Source organism: Variovorax sp. efr-133-TYG-130 (genome assembly GCF_030208835.1).
In the GTDB taxonomy this organism is placed as follows: Bacteria; Pseudomonadota; Gammaproteobacteria; order Burkholderiales; family Burkholderiaceae_C; genus Variovorax.
Window position 1 is genome coordinate 733,576 of the sequence record NZ_JARVTD010000003.1, and the last position, 18,150, is coordinate 751,725.

Consider the following 18,150-nt stretch of genomic DNA (forward strand, 5'->3'; position numbering starts at 1 on the left):
CAAAAATTCGAGCGTTGATCAAAAAATTAAACAGTGTTCAAATTTTGCCCGGAAGCCCCTCGGAAGCCCAGAAAACCACGGAGACAAGAAACGATGAACGCCCCGCTCCCCGCCACCACGCTCATGTCCGGCGCCGACTACCGCGAATCGCTGCGCCGCTACCGCCCCACTGTCTTCGTGGACGGCCGCCGCGTCGAAAGCGTGGCCGATGAGCCCGCCTTCCAGCCCGGCATCAATGCCATCGCCCTCACCTACGACTACGCGCTGCGCAAGGAATACGAGCCGCTGATGACGGCGGTGCAGCACACCAGCGGCAAGCGCGTGAACCGGCTGTCGCACATCAACACCAGCTCCGGCGACCTGCTCAACAAGCTGGAGGCGGTGCGCCTTGTCTGCCAGGAAACCGGATGCGCCCAGCGCTACCTGACGCACGACGCGCTCAACGCCATCGCCCAGGTCTCGGCCCGCATCGACGACGCCCGCGGCAGTACCGAGCACACCGCCCGCTTCCACGAGTACCTGCACCGCGTGCAGGACCAGGACCTGACGCTGGGAGTCGCCATGACCGACGCCAAGGGCGACCGCAGCCGGCGGCCACACGAGCAGGCCAACGTCGACAGCTACCTGCACGTGGTGGAGCGCAATGCGCGCGGCATCGTCATCTCGGGCACCAAGGCCATCGTGACGGGAGCGCCCTATGTGCATGAACTGCTGGTCATGCCCTGCCGCAACATGGGCAAGGAAGACGCCGACTTCGCCGTCTGCTGCGCCGTGCCGCTGGACGCGCCGGGGCTCACCATCGTCGCCCGCCCCGCCGGGCGCCCCGGGGAAAAGCTCGAGCATGGCGACGCCCTTTTCAGCCGCAAGTACGGGCAGAGCACCGGCGTATGCATGTTCGACAAGGTCTTCATGCCTTGGGAGCGCGTGTTCTACGCCGGGGAATGGGAGCATTCCGGCCACTTGACCTACAGCTACGCCACGCACCACCGCCACAGCTGCATCGGCGCGCGCGCGGGCTTCGGCGACCTGCTGATCGGCGCCGGCGCGCTGATGTGCGAGGCCAACGGCTTCGACCCGGGCAAGGAAAGCCACCTGCGCGAGCAGATGGTCGAGCTCATCACCATCACCGAAAGCTTCTTTGCCTGCGGCGTGGCGGCCAGCGTCTATGGCAAGGCCGACGAGCACTGCGAGGTCTTCATGCCAGACCCGGTGTTCAGCAACATCGGCAAGCTGCTGCTGGCCACCAAGATCTACGACATGCACCGCATCGCGCACTACGTGAGCGGCGGGCTCATCGTCACCCTGCCCGGCCCCGACGAAGACCACAACCCCGAGACCGCCGCCCGCCTGTCGGACGTGCTGCGCGCCAACCCGGCCATTCCCTACGAGCAGCGCATCGAGACCGCCCGCTTCATCGAGGATCTGACGGCGGGCTACCAGGGCGGCTGGTACAGCGTGATCAGCCTGCACGGCGGCGGTTCGCCGGCTGCGATGAAGCAGGAAATCTGGCGCAACTACCCGCTCGGCTCCAAGGTCGAACTGGTGGAGCGCATCCTCGAACGCGGCATCGCGGCCGATGGATCGCCCGCCGCCGCCCCGCACGACCCGGCACGCGCCATCACCCGCAACCGCCAGCCCGGCAAATGCTGCGACACCGGCTGCACCACGCCAGGGCAACCGGTGATGGTCGACCTGCCGGCGTCCCGCCGCGCCTAAACTGCGGCGCATGAAGCTGCCGTCAACACGCCTTTGCCTCGTAGCCCTGGGAATCGGAGCGGCCCTGCTGGTCGCGGCCTGCGGCGGAATACGCAAGGCCACCGTGCCGATGGCGACCACGCTCGAGAAGAGCAATTGCGCGCGCAACGTCGACACGCTGCTCGTCATGCTGCCCGGCGCCTATTCCACCCCCGACGAATTCACGCGCGAAGGCTTCGTAAGTGCCGTGCGAGACGCCCGGCTCGCCGCCGACGTGATGCTGGTAGACGCGCACCTGGGCTACTACAACAACAGGAGCATCCTCGAGCGCCTGAGCGCCGACGTGATGGCGCCGGCACGCCAGCATGGCTACCGCCATATCTGGATCGTCGGCATCTCGGTCGGCGGATTCGGCGGGCTGCTCTATGCGCAGACGCATCCCGGCGAACTCTCCGGCGTGGTGACGCTCGCGCCCTACCTCGGCGAGCGCGCGCAGAGCACCGACATCGCCAACGCCGGCGGGCTTGCGCAATGGCGCGGCCCGCTGGCGGATCCGGGCGAAGGCATTCCCCGCGCGCCGAACGAAACCCAGCTATGGCAATGGTTGCGCGGCTACGTCGGTTTCACGCAGACAGCGGCGCCGCGCCCGCCGCTCTACCTGGGCTACGGCGTGGACGACCGCTTCGCTTTCAGCCACCGGCTGCTGGCGGCGGCCCTGCCCGCGGAACGCGTCTTCACCACCGAAGGCGGCCACGACTGGCCGGAGTGGAAGCGCCTGTGGCAACGCATGCTGCCGACGCTGCCGCTGCCGGGCTGCCCCGGTTGACGGCGGCAGCACCGGCTCCGAGCACTAGCCTGCAACTTCGCGGCCTTTGCTGATGGATGACATCAGCTTGGCAGCAAATGGCTAGTGGATCCAGCATCCGGTATTGTTCAGCCCGACAAAAAAGGTCCATTTTGTGACAACCACTTATGGACCATAAACGTTCACCGTTACATTTTTTCTTTGGCCGAATAGAAAAAATCCATGTAAATCAATGGTTTACGGTGGCAATCGCTAATTCTGTTTAAATTGACATAACCGCGCGTCATCAATATCCTACGCGCCATGCGTTTTTTCGTCCTACCCGTGTCCCTCCTGCTTGCCGTCGCTGCCCACGCAGCCCCTCAACAGGACCGATCTGACGACGAGATGGCCCGCATGCTTGCAGACAAAGGCCTGATCGGCCAGCTGCAGCAGGTGCGTCAAACAGTCTCCGAACGAACCTCCGACCTCGTGGTCACTGCCATCGGCTTCCTCGGCGTGCCTTATCGCCGCGGCGGCAACACGGCGGAAGCAGGCTTCGATTGCAGCGGCTTCGTTCGTGCCATGTACAACCAGACGGTGGGCCACATGCTCCCCCGTCGCGCCGAAGAGCAGGCAGCCGCCACCGAGAAGATCGACCGCGAGCAGCTCAAGCCCGGCGACCTCGTGTTCTTCAACACCATGCGCCGCGCCTTCAGCCATGTCGGCATCTATGTCGGCGAAGGCAAGTTCATCCACTCGCCGCGTTCCGGCGCCCAGGTTCGCGTGGAAGACATGAACGGCAGCTACTGGCAGCGCCGCTTCGACGGTGCCCGCCGCGTGCTGGCCGGCCCCACGGACGAAGTGAAGGCGGCAGCCGTCGCACACACCGGCAACTGAGCCCCTTCTTCCTCCCTGGAAGTCCAGGACGAAAAAAATCCCGCCGCAGCGGGATTTTTTTATGGGCGCTCGACAGGCGCCCCCTTCCAGCCGGAAATCAGCTCTTGCGGGCCGGCGGCAGGTCCGTGCAGGTGCCGTGCGCCACTTCCGCCGCCATGCCGATGCTTTCGCCCAGCGTCGGGTGCGGGTGGATGGTCTTGCCGATGTCGATTTCGTCGGCACCCATCTCGATGGCGAGTGCAATCTCGCCGAGCATGTCGCCCGCGTGCGTGCCGACGATGCCGCCGCCCAGGATGCGGTGCGTCTCGGCGTCGAACAGCAGCTTGGTGAAGCCCTCGTCGCGGCCGTTGGCGATGGCGCGGCCCGATGCCGACCACGGGAAGTGCCCCTTCTTGACCTTGATGCCCTCGGCCTTGGCCTGGTCCTCGGTCAGGCCGACCCACGCCACCTCGGGGTCGGTGTAGGCCACGCTCGGGATCACCCGGGCGTTGAAGGCGGCGATGGACAGTTCCTTGTCGCCCTTCTGCTCGCCTGCGATCACTTCGGCCGCCACGTGTGCCTCGTGCACCGCCTTGTGCGCCAGCATGGGCTGGCCCACGATGTCGCCGATGGCGAAGATGTGCGGCACGTTGGTGCGCATCTGGATGTCGACCGGAATGAAGCCGCGGTCGCTCACCGTGACGCCGGCCTTTTCGGCGCCGATCTTCTTGCCGTTGGGGCTGCGGCCCACGGCCTGCAGCACCAGGTCGTACACCTGCGGCTCCTTCGGCGCGTTCTCGCCCTCGAAGCTGACCTTGATGCCTTCCTTCGTGGCCTCGGCGCCGACCGTCTTCGTCTTCAGCATGATGTTGTCGAAGCGCGGCGCATTCATCTTCTGCCAGACCTTGACCAGGTCGCGGTCGGCGCCCTGCATCAGGCCGTCGAGCATTTCGACCACGTCCAGGCGTGCGCCCAGCGTCGAATACACCGTGCCCATCTCCAGGCCGATGATGCCGCCGCCCAGGATCAGCATGCGCTTGGGGTCCGTGCCCATCTCGAGCGCGCCGGTCGAGTCGACCACGCGCGGGTCCTTCGGCATGAAGGGCAGGCTCACGGCCTGCGAGCCGGCCGCGATGATGGCGTTGCGGAACTTGACGGTCTGCTTGCTGCCCGTGGTGTCCCAGCTGGTGCCCGAGGTTTCGTCGACCTCCAGGTGGTACGGGTCGATGAAATTGCCGACGCCGCGCAGCACCGTCACCTTGCGCATCTTGGCCATGGCCGTGAGGCCGCTGGTGAGCTTGCCCACCACCTTGTTCTTGTGGCCCAGCAGCTTGGCGCGGTCGACCGTGGGAGCGGCAAAGCTCACGCCCAGGTCCGCGAAGTGCTTGACCTCGTCCATGACCGACGCCACGTGCAGCAGCGCCTTCGACGGGATGCAGCCGACGTTCAGGCACACGCCGCCGAGGGTGGCGTACCGCTCGATCAGCACGACCTTCAGGCCGAGGTCGGCCGCGCGGAAGGCTGCCGAATAGCCGCCGGGGCCGGCGCCGAGCACGACCACGTCGCATTCGACATCGACCTTGCCGCCGTAGCTCGACACGGCCACGGCCGCCGAGGCGGGGGCCGGCGCCGGTGCGGCCTTGGGCGCGGAGGCTGCACTGGGTGCGGCGGCGGCAGCGGGAGCCGGTGCTGCAGCAGCGGGGGCGGCCGCGGCGGCGCCGTCGACTTCCAGCGTCAGCACGACAGAGCCTTCCTTGACCTTGTCGCCCACCTTCACGGCCAGCGCCTTCACCACGCCGGCGGCGGACGACGGGATCTCCATCGAGGCCTTGTCCGATTCGACCGTGATCAGCGACTGCTCGGCCTTGACCGTGTCTCCGACATTGACCAGCACCTCGATCACCGCGACTTCGTCGAAGTCGCCGATGTCGGGCACCTTGATTTGTTGTTCGCTCATTTGGACACTTTCAGTTTGAGTGTGAGAACGTCGACCGGTGGGGCCGAATTGCGATCGAATTCGCAGGCGGCGGCAATGCCCGCCTCCGCCACGTCGCGCGAGGTGCGCGACTTGATGTCATAGGCCGCGTGCATGGCGCCGAGCGCAAAGCTGCGTCCCGAGCCGATGGCCCAGAACTCCTTGAACTCGAACACCTCGCGGTAGCTGTAGATGCCGTAGATGCCGCTCGGGTTGGCCATCAGCATAGTGAACTGGCTCGACTCGTAGGGCTCGTGGTCGTCTTCCTTGGTCTGCATGAAGAACGAGTCCTTCAGCACCGGATGCAGCATCGTGAAGGTGCGGAAGATCTCGTGCTTGCTGCCGAACAGCAGCTTCTCGCGCGGTTGCACGGCCAGCGCATGCTGCAGCACCAGGAAGTGCGCGGCCGCGCCGGCCATCGCGAACAGGCTGGTGCCCGCCGCGTCCTCGACGGTGAAGATCTTCTGGTTGGCCTCGGCGCGGTGCGACAGCCGCGTGTCGCCGAAGGTCACCAGAGAATCGGCTGCCATCGTGACCTGGCCACCCTTGCGGACGGCCACAACCGTGGTCATAGCAGGATACGGCGATAGTCCGCGAGCACCTGGCCCAGGTAGGCGTTGAAACGCGCAGCCAGGGCGCCGTCGATCACGCGGTGGTCATAGGACAGCGACATCGGCAGCGTCAGGCGCGGCACGAACTGCTTGCCGTCCCACACCGGCTTCATCGCGCTCTTCGACAGGCCGAGGATGGCCACTTCCGGAGCGTTGATGATGGGCGTGAAGTGCGTGCCGCCGATGCCGCCGAGCGAGCTGATCGAGAAGCAGCCGCCCTGCATGTCGGCCGAGCCGAGCTTGCCGTCGCGCGCCTTCTTGGCCAGTTCGCCCATCTCGGCGCTGATCTGCAGGATGCCCTTCTTGTCGGCATCCTTCAGCACCGGCACCACCAGGCCGTTGGGCGTGTCCGCCGCGAAGCCGATGTTGTAGTACTGCTTGTAGACGAGCTGGTCGCCATCCAGGCTGGTATTGAACTCGGGGAATTTCTTCAGCGCCGCGACCACCGCCTTGATGACGAAGGCCAGCATCGTGACCTTGACGCCGGACTTCTCGTTCTCCTTGTTGGTGGAGACGCGGAAGGCCTCGAGCTCGGTGATGTCTGCTTCGTCGTTGTTGGTGACGTGCGGGATCATCACCCAGTTGCGGTGCAGGTTGGCGCCGCTGAGCTTCTTGATGCGCGAGAGGTCCTTGCGCTCGACCGTGCCGAACTTGGTGAAGTCGACCTTCGGCCATGGAATGAGGCCCAGGGCCGCGCCGTCGCCGCCGCCACCAGCCGGCGCCTTGGCCGCGGAAGCCTTGGTGCTGACCTGGCCGCTCATCACGGCCTTGGTGAAGCTCTGAATATCTTCCTGCGTGATGCGGCCCTTGAGGCCGGAACCCTTGACCTCTTCGAGCGGCACGCCGAGTTCGCGGGCGAACTTGCGCACCGACGGGGACGCATGCGGCAGCTTGCCGGTGGGCGCGACGGTCGGGTCGTGCGGTGCGGCGGCAGCGGCCGGGCTCGCGGCGGGCGCCGGGGCTGCGGCGGCTGGCGCGGGCGCGGGCGCGGGTGCGCTGGCGGTCGCCGCAGCAGCGGCCTGCGCGGGCGCCGGGGCCGCGGCAGCCGTGCCTTCGAGCACGGCGATCAGGTCGCCGATGTTGACGGTGTCGCCGACCTTGACCTTGAGTTCCTTGAGCACGCCGGCCGCCGACGACGGAATCTCCATCGAAGCCTTGTCCGACTCCACCGTGATGAGCGACTGCTCGGCCTTGACCGTGTCGCCGACCTTCACGAGCAGCTCGATGACGGCCACGTCCTTGAAATCGCCGATGTCGGGCACCTTGACCTCGACCGGACCCGACGCCGCTGCAGGCGCGGCGGCAGGTGCCGGCGCAGCCGCAGCGGGCGCCGGCGCGGGCGCGGGCGCAGCGGCGGCAGGAGCCGCAGCCGGAGCCGGTGCAGCGGCACCCGCTCCCTCGGCCTCCAGCACGAGCACCACCGAGCCCTCCTTCACCTTGCTGCCGACCTCGACCTTCAGCTCCTTGACCACACCGGCCGTGGACGACGGGATTTCCATCGACGCCTTGTCCGATTCCACCGTGATGAGCGACTGCTCGGCCTTGACCGTGTCGCCCACCTTCACAAGCACCTCGATCACCGCGACTTCATCGAAATCGCCGATGTCCGGCACCTTGACTTCCACTGCTGCCATATCGTTTGTCTCCCGCCGTGAGGCGCCGTTTCGTTCGTTGATTGTTGAGGGTCAGGCGTAAAGCGGGTTGACCTTGTCGACATTGATGCCGTACTTCTTGATCGCTTCCACCACCTTGGCCACGGGCACGGTGCCGTCTTCGCTCAGCGCCTTGAGCGCAGCCACCACGATGTAGTGGCGGTTGATCTCGAAGTGCTCGCGCAGCTTGTTGCGGAAGTCGCTGCGGCCGAAGCCGTCGGTGCCGAGCACCTTGTAGGTGCGGCCCTTCGGGATGAAGGGACGGATCTGCTCGGCATAGGCCTTCATGTAGTCGGTCGATGCGACCACCGGGCCTGCAGTGGGCGCGAGCTGCTCGGCCACGAAGGGCACGCGCGGCGTCTGGTCGGGGTGCAGCAGGTTCCAGCGGTCGGCGTCCTGGCCGTCGCGGGTCAGCTCGTTGAAGCTCGGGCAGCTCCAAACGGAAGCCGACACGCCCCAATCCTTCTCGAGCAGCTCTTGCGCGGCGAAGCTCTCGCGCAGGATGGTGCCGCTGCCCAGCAGTTGCACCGTGGGTGCTTCCTTGCCCTTGGACGCCTTGATCGCGGGGCCCTGCTTCGACAGGTACATGCCCTTGATGATCTGCTCTTCGGTACCGGGCTGCAGGCCGGGCATCGCGTAGTTCTCGTTGAGCAGCGTCAGGTAGTAGTAGACGTTGTCCTGCTTCTCGACCATGCGCTTGAGGCCGTGGTGCAGGATCACGCCGACTTCATGCGCGAAGGTCGGGTCGTAGCTCACGCAGTTCGGGATGGTGTTGGCCAGGATGTGGCTGTGGCCGTCTTCGTGCTGCAGGCCTTCGCCGTTCAGCGTGGTGCGCCCCGAGGTGCCGCCCAGCAGGAAGCCGCGGGCCTGCATGTCGCCGGCCGCCCAGGCCAGGTCGCCGATGCGCTGGAAGCCGAACATCGAGTAGTACACATAGAACGGCACCATGATGCGGTTGTTCGTGCTGTACGACGTGGCCGCCGCGATCCAGCTCGACATGCCGCCGGCTTCGTTGATGCCTTCCTGCAGGATCTGGCCGGCCTTGTCTTCCTTGTAGTACATGACCTGGTCCTTGTCGACCGGGGTGTACTGCTGACCGTGCGGGTTGTAGATGCCGATCTGGCGGAACAGGCCTTCCATGCCGAAGGTGCGGGCTTCGTCCACCAGGATGGGCACGACGCGCGGGCCAAGCGCCTTGTCGCGCAGCAGCTGCGTGAGGAAGCGCACGTAGGCTTGCGTGGTCGAGATCTCGCGGCCCTCGGCCGTGGGCTCCATCACCGCCTTGAAGGTGTCGAGCGAGGGGACCGTGAAGCTCTCGTCGGCCTTGACGCGGCGGTGCGGCAGGTAGCCGCCGAGGGCTTTGCGGCGCTCGTGCAGGTAGCGCATTTCCGGCGTGTCGTCGGCCGGCTTGTAGAACGGCAGCTCGGCGATCTGGCTGTCGGGAATCGGGATGTTGAAGCGGTCGCGGAAGGCCTTGATGTCTTCGTCGCCGAGCTTCTTGGTCTGGTGGACCGTGTTCTTGCCTTCGCCGATCTTGCCCATGCCGAAGCCCTTGACGGTCTTGACGAGCAGCACGGTGGGCTGGCCCTTGTGGTTCTGGGCGGCGTGGAAGGCGGCGTACACCTTCTGCGAGTCGTGGCCGCCGCGCTGCAGGTTCCAGACCTCGTCGTCGGTCATGTGCTCGACCATCTTCAGCGTGCGCGGATCGCGGCCGAAGAAGTTCTTGCGCACGTAGGCGCCGTCGTTGGCCTTGAACGACTGGTAGTCGCCGTCGTTGCACTCCATCATGATCTTGCGCAGCGCGCCGTCATGGTCCTTCTCGAGCAGGGCGTCCCAGCCCTTGCCCCAGATGAGCTTCACGACGTTCCAGTTGGCGCCGCGGAACTCGCCCTCGAGCTCCTGGATGATCTTGCCGTTACCGCGCACCGGGCCGTCCAGGCGCTGCAGGTTGCAGTTGATGACGAAGATCAGGTTGTCGAGGTTCTCGCGCGCCGCCAGGCCGATGGCGCCCAGCGATTCGACCTCGTCCATTTCGCCGTCGCCGCAGAACACCCAGACCTTGCGGTTTTCGGTGTTGGCGATGCCGCGTGCATGCAGGTACTTGAGGAAGCGCGCCTGGTAGATCGCCATCAGCGGGCCCAGGCCCATCGAGACGGTGGGGAACTGCCAGAACTCCGGCATCAGCTTGGGGTGCGGGTAGCTCGACAGGCCCTTGCCGTCGACTTCCTGGCGGAAGTTGAGCAGTTGCTCTTCGGAGAGGCGGCCTTCGAGGTAGGCGCGGGCATAGATGCCAGGCGAAACGTGGCCCTGGATGTAGAGCAGGTCGCCGCCGTGGTTTTCGCTCTCGGCGTGCCAGAAGTGGTTGAAGCCGGCGCCGAACATGCTTGCCAGCGAGGCGAAGGAGCCGATGTGGCCGCCCAGGTCACCGCCTTCGGCCGGATGGTGGCGGTTGGCCTTGACCACCATGGCCATCGCGTTCCAGCGCATGTAGGCGCGCAGGCGCTGTTCGATTTCGAGGTTGCCGGGGCTGCGAGCCTCCTGCGAAGGCTCGATGGTGTTGACGTAGCCCGTGTTGGCCGAGAACGGCATGTCGACCGTGTTCTGGCGGGCATGTTCGAGCAGTTGCTCGAGAAGGAAGTGGGCCCGCTCGGGACCCTCGCTCTGGATGACGGAGGACAGTGCATCCATCCATTCGCGGGTCTCCTGGGCGTCCGCGTCATTCGCGGCCGAGCCGAACAGGTTCTCGGGATTTGCCGACATGCTTGTCTCTCCTTTTAGGGCTGTGGCGGTAATTTAGTGCGCTATGCGCTCAGCGCGGCGGAGTTTCTCATAGAAATATCTGAATTTCAAATAGTGCTTGATGATTTCTTAATGTGATATTTGGATGACATTGAGCCTTTTGACGCCGACCATGCAGGAGCCCATGGCACCGCGGCATTCCAGTCGCTGCCGAGGGGGCCATCACCTAAACTCAGGGCATGCCTCTTTCTTCCCCGCTGGCGGTTGCCCGCAGTGCCGTGAACGCCTCGCCCCTGTCCTGGTGGCGCAGGTGGTGGCGCAAGCAGACGCCGGTGCTGCAGGACGCGGTCGCGATGCTCGCGCCGATGGCCGCCGTGCTGCTCTTTCTCGCGGCCATCGTGTCGGCCTTCTGGTATCTGCGCACCGAGGAGGTCGAGCGCGAGCAGGAGTCGGTCCGCCGCGACGTCGAATACGCCCAGCAGCGCATGCGCCTGAGGCTGCTCGAGCGGCAGGAGCAACTGATGCGCATCGCGCGCGATGCCTCCAACCGAGAGATCGACCCGATCGAATTCACCAGCCGCGCCGAGTCGCTGGTGAGCCAGTTCCCCGAGCTGCAGACCATCACCTGGATCGACGACCGCCGCCGCTTCAAGGCCGGCTACGCCGCGCCCAGCGTCCACCCCGCGCAGCAGCACCTGATCGGCGACGTGCTGCGCCCCGGCGACATCGAAAGCAACTACGCGCTGGCACGCGAGCTGCGCCAGCCGGTGTATTCGCAGCCCGTGGCCGGCGGCGATCCCCCGGCGATGCTGCAACTGCACATTCCCCTGTTCGACCAGGGCCTGTTCGCGGGCGTGGTGCTTGGCGAGTTCTCGGTCGACGGCCTGCTGCGCTACGGCATGCCGTCCGAGGTGCAGGCGCGCTACGCGGTGTCGCTGCTCGACGCCAAGGGCCGCGTGATCGCAGGCAACACCACCAACCTGAAGGAAAGCGGCACCCGCCTGCTGCCCTGGACCGAGCGCACCAACGAATATGAAGTGCCGGTGTCGCCGGTCGGCAATGCCCTGGTGCTGCGGGCGCAGGCCTACCGCACGTCGCAGGGCGTGGTCGGCAACGGGCTGTTCTGGCTGGTCTGCGCACTCAGCGTGCTCACGAGCTGGATGCTGATCGGCACCTGGCGCCACACGCGCCGACGGCTGCAGGCACAGCAGCGGCTGGTGGCTGAAACCAACTTCCGCCGGGCCATGGAGAACTCCATGCTCACCGGCATGCGGGTGCTCGACCTGCAGGGCCGCATCACCTACGTGAACGCCGCGTTCTGCGCGATGACCGGCTGGAGCGAGGAAGAACTGGTCGGCCAGTCGCCGCCCTTCCCCTACTGGCTCGAGTCCGACCGCGAGGTGATGAACGAGCGGCTCGAAGAAGAACTGCATGGCCGCGCCCTGCCCGGCGGCTTCCAGGTGCGGGTGAAGCGCAAGAACGGCAGCGTGTTCAACGCCCGCCTCTACGTGTCGCCGCTGATCGACGCCCGCGGCCACCAGACCGGCTGGATGACGTCGATGACCGACATCACCGAGCCCACGCGCATCCGCGAACAGCTCTCCGCCTCCTACGAGCGCTTCACCACGGTGCTGGAGGCACTGGACGCGGCCGTGTCGGTGGCGCCCATCGGCTCCGAGGAACTGCTGTTCGCCAACAAGCTGTACCGCCTCTGGTTCGGCTCGGACACCGTGGGGCACCTCGGCATGGTCGCGCAGGCCGGCGTGCCGGCGTCGAACGCGCACGACGAGGGCCTGGACGACGTCGACCCCTACGCCGGCCTGCCGATCGACACGCTCACCGCAGCCCAGACCGCCAACAACGAGATCTTCGTGCCGCACCTGGGCAAGTGGCTCGAAGTGCGCTCGCGCTACCTGACCTGGGTGGACGGGCGCCTCGCCCAGCTCGTGATCGCCACCGACATCACGCCCCGCCGCGACGCCGAGGAGCAGGCCGCCGCGCAGGCCGACAAGGCCCAGGCCGCCAGCCGCCTCATCACGATGGGCGAAATGGCGTCGAGCGTGGCGCACGAGCTCAACCAGCCGCTGACCGCCATCACCAACTACTGCAACGGGATGATGTCGCGCATCAAGGGGCAGACGATCGACACCGAGGCGCTGCTCGCCGCGCTCGAGAAAACCTCGAAGCAGGCCCAGCGCGCGGGCCAGATCATCCAGCGCATCCGTTCCTTCGTGAAGCGCAGCGAACCCAACCGCACGCCGGCCGACGTGGCCACCATGGTGAGCGAAGCGGTCGAGCTCGCCGGCATCGAGCTGCGCCGGCGCAACGTGCGCCTGAACCACTACGTGGCGGCACGGCTGCCGGTGGTGCGCGTCGACCCGATCCTCATCGAGCAGGTGATGGTCAACCTGCTGAAGAACGCGGCCGAATCCATCGACATCGCCGACCGCCCGCTGGCGCGCCGCAGCGTCGAGCTGCGGGTGCTGCCCAAGGTAATCGAGGGCCACAACGCCATCGAATTCTCGGTGCAGGACACCGGCAAGGGCCTGGCCCCGGAAGTGATGGACCGGCTCTACGAGGCTTTCTTCTCGACCAAGCCCGAAGGCATGGGCATCGGGCTCAATTTGTGCCGCACCATCGTCGAGTCGCACCGCGGCCGGATGCAGGCGGAGAACATCTACAATGGTCCGGATGTGATCGGATGCCGTTTTTCCTTCTGGATTCCGGTGTTGGACGCTATCAGTTCCGTAGCTAGCGACGAGGCAAAGGTACCTGCATGAGTTTGATTCCGAAGAAGGGCACGGTCTATGTCGTCGACGACGACGAAGCCGTACGCGATTCGCTGCAATGGCTGCTCGAAGGCAAGGACTACAGAGTCCGCTGTTTCGATTCCGCCGAATCCTTTCTCTCCCGATACGACCCGCGCGAAGTCGCCTGTTTGATCGTCGACATCCGCATGGCCGGCATGACCGGCCTCGAACTGCAGGATCGGCTGATCGAAAGGCGCTCCCCGCTGCCGATCGTGGTCATCACCGGCCACGGCGACGTGCCCATGGCCGTCGACAGCATGAAGAAGGGCGCCATGGATTTCATCCAGAAGCCCTTCAACGACGAGGAACTCGTCACGCTGGTCGAGCGCATGCTCGAACATGCGCGCGGCGCCTTCACCCAGCACCAGCAATCGGCCAGCCGCGACGCGCTGCTGTCCAAGCTCACCGGCCGCGAGGCACAGGTGCTCGAACGCATCGTCGCAGGCCGCCTGAACAAGCAGATCGCCGACGACCTGGGTATCAGCATCAAGACGGTCGAGGCGCACCGCGCCAACATCATGGAAAAGCTCAACGCCAACACCGTGGCCGACCTGCTGAAGATCGCGCTCGGACAGGCGGCCCCCGCGGCCAAGGCCTAGAAGCTATCCCTGCGATAGCGAAGAATGGCCCCCACGCCTGCGCAAGCGGGCGTTTTTACTTGGAAGATCGAAACCGATGACCGCCCAACTGATCGACGGCAACGCCCTCGCCAAAACCATTCGCGCCGAGGTTGCCGGCCGCACCGCCGCACTCAAGGCCAAAGGCGTGAACCCGGCCCTTTCCATCCTCCTCGTGGGCGAAGACCCGGCCAGCCAGGTCTACACCAGGCACAAGGTCAACGACAGCGCCCAGACCGGCCTGGAGGCCACGCTCGAGACCTACCCCGCCGACATGAGCGAGGCCGACCTGCTGGCCCGCATCCGCACCCTCAACGACGACCCGAAGGTGCACGGCATCCTGGTCCAGCTGCCGCTGCCCAGGCACATGGACAGCCAGAAGGTCATCGAGACGATCTCGCCCGCCAAGGACGTCGACGGCTTCCACGTTGCCAGCGCGGGCGCGCTGATGACCGGCGCCCCCGGCTTCTGGCCCTGCACGCCGCACGGCTGCATGAAGATGCTCGAATCCATCGGCTACGACCTGCGCGGCAAGCACGCGGTGGTCATCGGCCGCAGCAACATCGTCGGCAAGCCGATGGCCATGATGCTGCTGGCCAAGAGCGCCACCGTGACCATCTGCCACAGCGCCACGCAGGACCTGGGCGCCATCACGCGGCAGGCCGACGTGATCGTCGCGGCGGTGGGCAAGCTCAATCTCCTGACCGCCGACATGGTGAAGCCCGGCGCGGTGGTCATCGACGTGGGCATGAACCGCAAGGAAGACGGCAAGCTCGCCGGCGACGTCGATTTCGACGGCGTCAAGGAAGTCGCAAGCTGGATCACGCCCGTGCCCGGCGGCGTCGGTCCCATGACGCGCGCCATGCTGCTCGCCAACACCCTTGAAGCGGCCGAACGCGCCGCCAAGTAACTCACATGGCCATGACGAACAACCCCCTCCTCGATTTCACCGACCTCCCGCTGTTCGACCGGATCAAGCCGGAGCATGTGTCACCCGCGGTGGACACCCTCCTGGCCGACGCCGAGACCGCGCTGCAGACCGTGACGGCACCCGAATTCCCCGCCGACTGGAACGCGATCTCGAAGGTGCTCGACGTGGCCTCCGAACGCTTCAGCCGCGCCTGGGGCGCCATCGGCCACCTGAACGCCGTGGCTGACACCCCCGAGCTGCGCGCCGCCTACAACGAAGCCATGCCGCGCGTCACCGCCTTCTGGACCCGCCTGGGCTCCGACGAGCGGCTCTACGCCAAGTACAAGGCCATCGACGTCGCCACGCTCAATGCCGAGCAGCGCCAGGCCCATCGCAATGCCGTGCGCAACTTCGTGCTCGGCGGCGCCGAGCTGCAGGGCGAAGCCAAGAAGCGCTTCGCCGACATCCAGGAACGCCAGGCCGAGCTGAGCCAGAAGTTCAGCGAGAACGCCCTCGACGCGACCGACGCCTTTGCCTACTACGCCTCTCTTGGCGAGCTCGAAGGCGTGCCCGAAGACGTGGTGAGCGCCGCCCGCGCGGCCGCAGAGGCCGACGGCAAGGAAGGCTACAAGCTCACGCTCAAGATGCCGTGCTACCTGCCGGTGATGCAGTTCGCCAAGAGCAGCGCGCTGCGCGAAAAGCTCTACCGCGCCTATGTCACACGCGCCAGCGAGTTCGGCGACGCCTCGTTCGACAACACCCCGCTGATCACCGAGATCCTCGCGCTGCGCGAGGAAGAAGCCAAGCTGCTGGGCTACAGGAATTTCGGCGAACTGTCGGTCGTGCCGAAGATGGCCGAATCGCCCGAGCAGGTCGTCAAGTTCCTGCGTGACCTCGCGGCCAAGGCCAAGCCCTACGGCGAACGCGACCTGGCCGACCTGCGCGTCTTCGCGGCCGAGCAGTTGAGCATCACCGAGCCGCAGCCCTGGGACTGGACCTACATCGGCGAGAAGCTGAAGGAAGCGCGCTATGCCTTCAGCGAGCAGGAGGTGAAGCAGTATTTCCCGGCGCCGAAGGTCATGGCCGGCCTGTTCAAGATCGTCGAGACGCTGTTCGAAGTATCGATCCGCCGCGACAGCGCGCCTGTGTGGCACCCGAGCGTCGAGTTCTACCGCATCGAGCGAGCGGGGCAAAAGGTCGGCCAGTTCTACCTCGACCCGTCCGCCCGCGCAGCCAAGCGCGGCGGCGCCTGGATGGACGACGTGCGCGCCCGCTGGCTGCGCCCCGACAACGGCGTGCTGCAGACGCCGGTCGCGCAGCTGGTCTGCAACTTCGCCAGCGGCGTCGACGGCAAGCCGCCGCTGCTCACGCACGACGACGTGACCACCCTCTTCCACGAATTCGGCCACGGCCTGCATCACATGCTCACGCAGGTGAACGAGCGCGACGTCTCGGGCATCAGCGGCGTCGAGTGGGACGCGGTCGAGCTGCCGAGCCAGTTCATGGAAAACTTCTGCTGGGAGTGGGACGTGCTCAAGCACATGACGGCCCACGTCGACACCGGCGAGCCGTTGCCGCGCGCGCTGTTCGACAAGATGACGGCGGCCAAGAACTTCCAGAGCGGCCTGCAGACGCTGCGCCAGATCGAGTTCTCGCTGTTCGACATGCTGCTGCACACCGAGTACCACGCCGCCGACGCCAAGCCCGGCGACGTGATGGCGCTGCTGGGCAAGGTGCGAACCGAAGTCGCGGTGATGCCGTCCCCGCCGTTCAGCCGCACGCCGAATACTTTCAGCCACATCTTCTCGGGCGGCTACGCGGCCGGCTACTACAGCTACAAGTGGGCCGAGGTGCTGAGCGCCGACGCCTACGCGGCCTTCGAGGAAACCGTGGGTGCCGACGGCGAGCCGAACATCGAGACCGGCCGCAAGTACCGCCAGGCCATCCTCGAGGCGGGCGGCAGCCGCAGCGCGATGGATTCGTTCAAGGCCTTCCGCGGCCGCGAACCCCAGCTTGATGCGCTGCTGCGACATCAGGGCATGGCCGAGGCCCAGCCCGCTTGATGCGGCGCTGAAGCTTGCGATACTCGGGCGATGCATCCGACCCCTTACAAATTCTCACTGCATCGCCTGATCGGCCTGGCTCTCGTGTTCGCGGCCGCCAGTGCCACGGCGCAGAACGTCTACCGCCAGGTGGACAAGAACGGCAAGGTCACTTTTTCGGACCGCGCACCGACTGCCGACACAGGGGCGGCATCGGTGCCGCAAGGCGGCGTCACCACGCCGCCCAACGCAGGCCTGCCTTACGAGCTGCGGCAGGTGGCACAGCGCTACCCGGTCACGCTGTACAGCGGCGAAGAGTGCGCACCATGCGGCGCCGCTCGCTCCCTGCTCACGACGCGCGGAATCCCGTTCGACGAGCGCACCGTCAAGAGCAACGCGGAGATCGAGGCGCTGCAGCGCCTGAGCGGCCAGAGTTCGCTGCCGCTGCTGACCATCGGATCGCAGCAGCTGAAGGGCTTCTCCGACGTCGAATGGTCGCAGTACCTCGACGCGGCCGGCTACCCCAAGAGCAACAGCCTTCCCGCCGGCTACCGCAATGGCCCGGCACGGCCGCTGGTCGCACAGCAGGCGGCGCCCGCCGCTCGCCCCCAGGCTCCGGCACCCGCCGCGCAACCGGCTTCGCCACCGCCCGCATCGAGCGAGCCGGGGCCGAGCAACCCGGCAGGCATCAAGTTCTGAACCTGGGGCGTTGCCGCCTCAGGCGAAGGTCATCGTCTTCACGCCCGTGGCGGTGCCCAGCAGGCACACGTCGGCCTTCTGATGGGCGAAGACGCCCACCGTCACCACGCCCGGCCACTGGCTCACCTCGGTCTCGAAAGCCAGCGGATCGGCGATGCGCAGGCCGGTCACGTCGACGATGTGCTGCCCGTTGTCCGTGACCAGCGGCAGGCCGTCCTTCTCGCGCACCTGGGCGATGCCGCCCATGGCCGCGAACTGGCGCATCACGCGGCGAGCGGCCATCGGAATCACCTCCACCGGCAGCGGGAAGGCGCCCAGCGTCTCCACCAGCTTGGACGCATCGGCGATGCAGATGAACTTGCACGACTGGGCCGCAACGATCTTTTCGCGCGTGAGTGCCGCGCCGCCGCCCTTCACCATGAAACCGCGGTGGTCGATTTCATCAGCGCCGTCGATGTAGACGGCCAGCTCCTCCACCTCGTTGCTGTCGAACACCGGAATACCCAGTGCCCGCAGGCTCTCGGTGGAAGCAACCGAGCTGGAGACGGCGCCCTTGATCTGGTCCTTGATGGTGGCCAGCGCATCGATGAACTTGTTCACCGTGGAGCCGGTGCCGACGCCGACGATCTCGCCCTTGACCACGTAGGCCAGAGCGGCGTGGCCGACCAGGGCCTTGAGTTCGTCCTGGGACAGGGTGCCGGAAACGGGGGTTGGGGAGGCGGGTGCGGTCATCGCGG

General features: G+C 66.3%; 13 protein-coding genes. 8 read left to right on the forward strand and 5 right to left on the reverse strand.

The window, feature by feature from the left end; genetic code table 11:
- Positions 1-93 precede the first annotated feature (93 nt).
- The 3 genes from QRN67_RS05570 (at position 94) to QRN67_RS05580 (ending at position 3,379) form a co-directional block, all read left to right on the forward strand.
- Positions 94-1,716, forward strand: coding sequence for a 4-hydroxyphenylacetate 3-hydroxylase family protein (locus QRN67_RS05570; RefSeq protein WP_285410981.1), 1,623 nt, complete (start codon positions 94-96; stop codon positions 1,714-1,716).
- Between the two features lie 10 nt (positions 1,717-1,726).
- The gene (locus tag QRN67_RS05575) at positions 1,727-2,521 is read left to right on the forward strand and encodes an alpha/beta fold hydrolase (RefSeq protein WP_285410982.1); all 795 of its coding nucleotides are present in this window, start codon (positions 1,727-1,729) and stop codon (positions 2,519-2,521) included.
- Positions 2,522-2,803: 282 nt separating this feature from the next.
- Positions 2,804-3,379, forward strand: a complete 576-nt coding sequence (locus QRN67_RS05580; protein ID WP_081271713.1) for a C40 family peptidase — start codon at positions 2,804-2,806, stop codon at positions 3,377-3,379.
- A gap of 97 nt (positions 3,380-3,476) precedes the next feature.
- Here the strand turns inward: QRN67_RS05580 and lpdA are convergent, their stop codons facing one another.
- The 4 genes from lpdA to aceE are packed head-to-tail and all read right to left on the reverse strand — an operon-like array spanning position 3,477 to position 10,356.
- A complete protein-coding gene (gene lpdA / locus QRN67_RS05585; RefSeq protein WP_285410984.1) occupies positions 3,477-5,315 on the reverse strand; it encodes a dihydrolipoyl dehydrogenase in 1,839 nt (612 codons plus the stop codon).
- The gene (locus tag QRN67_RS05590) at positions 5,312-5,905 is read right to left on the reverse strand and encodes an Ntn hydrolase family protein (protein ID WP_081271711.1); all 594 of its coding nucleotides are present in this window, start codon (positions 5,903-5,905) and stop codon (positions 5,312-5,314) included. The genes lpdA and QRN67_RS05590 overlap by 4 nt, the downstream gene beginning before the upstream one ends.
- Positions 5,902-7,578 carry a dihydrolipoyllysine-residue acetyltransferase gene (gene aceF / locus QRN67_RS05595; protein ID WP_285410985.1) on the reverse strand — a complete coding sequence of 559 codons (1,677 nt, stop codon included), beginning with the start codon at positions 7,576-7,578 and terminating at the stop codon, positions 5,902-5,904. The genes QRN67_RS05590 and aceF overlap by 4 nt, the downstream gene beginning before the upstream one ends.
- A gap of 51 nt (positions 7,579-7,629) precedes the next feature.
- Positions 7,630-10,356 (reverse strand): pyruvate dehydrogenase (acetyl-transferring), homodimeric type, encoded by a 2,727-nt coding sequence (gene aceE, locus QRN67_RS05600; protein ID WP_081268978.1) that lies wholly within the window; start codon positions 10,354-10,356, stop codon positions 7,630-7,632.
- A gap of 218 nt (positions 10,357-10,574) precedes the next feature.
- On the opposite strand from aceE, the gene QRN67_RS05605 reads away from it, so the two are divergent.
- The 5 genes from QRN67_RS05605 (at position 10,575) to QRN67_RS05625 (ending at position 17,413) form a co-directional block, all read left to right on the forward strand.
- Positions 10,575-13,115, forward strand: a complete 2,541-nt coding sequence (locus QRN67_RS05605; protein WP_081268979.1) for a PAS domain-containing sensor histidine kinase — start codon at positions 10,575-10,577, stop codon at positions 13,113-13,115.
- Positions 13,112-13,744 carry a response regulator transcription factor gene (locus tag QRN67_RS05610; protein WP_012747279.1) on the forward strand — a complete coding sequence of 211 codons (633 nt, stop codon included), beginning with the start codon at positions 13,112-13,114 and terminating at the stop codon, positions 13,742-13,744. Before QRN67_RS05605 ends, QRN67_RS05610 begins: the two co-directional genes overlap by 4 nt.
- A 76-nt stretch (positions 13,745-13,820) precedes the next feature.
- Positions 13,821-14,672, forward strand: coding sequence for a bifunctional methylenetetrahydrofolate dehydrogenase/methenyltetrahydrofolate cyclohydrolase FolD (folD, locus tag QRN67_RS05615; protein ID WP_285410990.1), 852 nt, complete (start codon positions 13,821-13,823; stop codon positions 14,670-14,672).
- 5 nt (positions 14,673-14,677) lie between these two features.
- Positions 14,678-16,735, forward strand: a complete 2,058-nt coding sequence (locus tag QRN67_RS05620) for a M3 family metallopeptidase (protein ID WP_285410991.1) — start codon at positions 14,678-14,680, stop codon at positions 16,733-16,735.
- A 30-nt stretch (positions 16,736-16,765) separates the two neighbouring features.
- The gene (locus QRN67_RS05625) at positions 16,766-17,413 is read left to right on the forward strand and encodes a glutaredoxin family protein (RefSeq protein ID WP_285410992.1); all 648 of its coding nucleotides are present in this window, start codon (positions 16,766-16,768) and stop codon (positions 17,411-17,413) included.
- An 18-nt stretch (positions 17,414-17,431) separates the two neighbouring features.
- Here the strand turns inward: QRN67_RS05625 and rpiA are convergent, their stop codons facing one another.
- Positions 17,432-18,145: a ribose-5-phosphate isomerase RpiA gene (gene rpiA, locus QRN67_RS05630; protein ID WP_285410994.1), complete on the reverse strand. Its 714-nt coding sequence runs from the start codon at positions 18,143-18,145 to the stop codon at positions 17,432-17,434.
- Between the last annotated feature and the right edge of the window lie 5 nt (positions 18,146-18,150).

Excerpts from the sequence above, each read along its gene's own strand:
- QRN67_RS05570 (WP_285410981.1), top strand. The coding sequence starts at position 94 with ATGAACGCCCCGCTCCCCGCCACCACGCTCATGTCCGGCGCCGACTAC.
- QRN67_RS05575 (WP_285410982.1), top strand. The coding sequence starts at position 1,727 with ATGAAGCTGCCGTCAACACGCCTTTGCCTCGTAGCCCTGGGAATCGGA.
- QRN67_RS05580 (WP_081271713.1), top strand. The coding sequence starts at position 2,804 with ATGCGTTTTTTCGTCCTACCCGTGTCCCTCCTGCTTGCCGTCGCTGCC.
- lpdA (WP_285410984.1), bottom strand. The coding sequence starts at position 5,315 with ATGAGCGAACAACAAATCAAGGTGCCCGACATCGGCGACTTCGACGAA.
- QRN67_RS05590 (WP_081271711.1), bottom strand. The coding sequence starts at position 5,905 with ATGACCACGGTTGTGGCCGTCCGCAAGGGTGGCCAGGTCACGATGGCA.
- aceF (WP_285410985.1), bottom strand. The coding sequence starts at position 7,578 with ATGGCAGCAGTGGAAGTCAAGGTGCCGGACATCGGCGATTTCGATGAA.
- aceE (WP_081268978.1), bottom strand. The coding sequence starts at position 10,356 with ATGTCGGCAAATCCCGAGAACCTGTTCGGCTCGGCCGCGAATGACGCG.
- QRN67_RS05605 (WP_081268979.1), top strand. The coding sequence starts at position 10,575 with ATGCCTCTTTCTTCCCCGCTGGCGGTTGCCCGCAGTGCCGTGAACGCC.
- QRN67_RS05610 (WP_012747279.1), top strand. The coding sequence starts at position 13,112 with ATGAGTTTGATTCCGAAGAAGGGCACGGTCTATGTCGTCGACGACGAC.
- folD (WP_285410990.1), top strand. The coding sequence starts at position 13,821 with ATGACCGCCCAACTGATCGACGGCAACGCCCTCGCCAAAACCATTCGC.
- QRN67_RS05620 (WP_285410991.1), top strand. The coding sequence starts at position 14,678 with ATGGCCATGACGAACAACCCCCTCCTCGATTTCACCGACCTCCCGCTG.
- QRN67_RS05625 (WP_285410992.1), top strand. The coding sequence starts at position 16,766 with ATGCATCCGACCCCTTACAAATTCTCACTGCATCGCCTGATCGGCCTG.
- rpiA (WP_285410994.1), bottom strand. The coding sequence starts at position 18,145 with ATGACCGCACCCGCCTCCCCAACCCCCGTTTCCGGCACCCTGTCCCAG.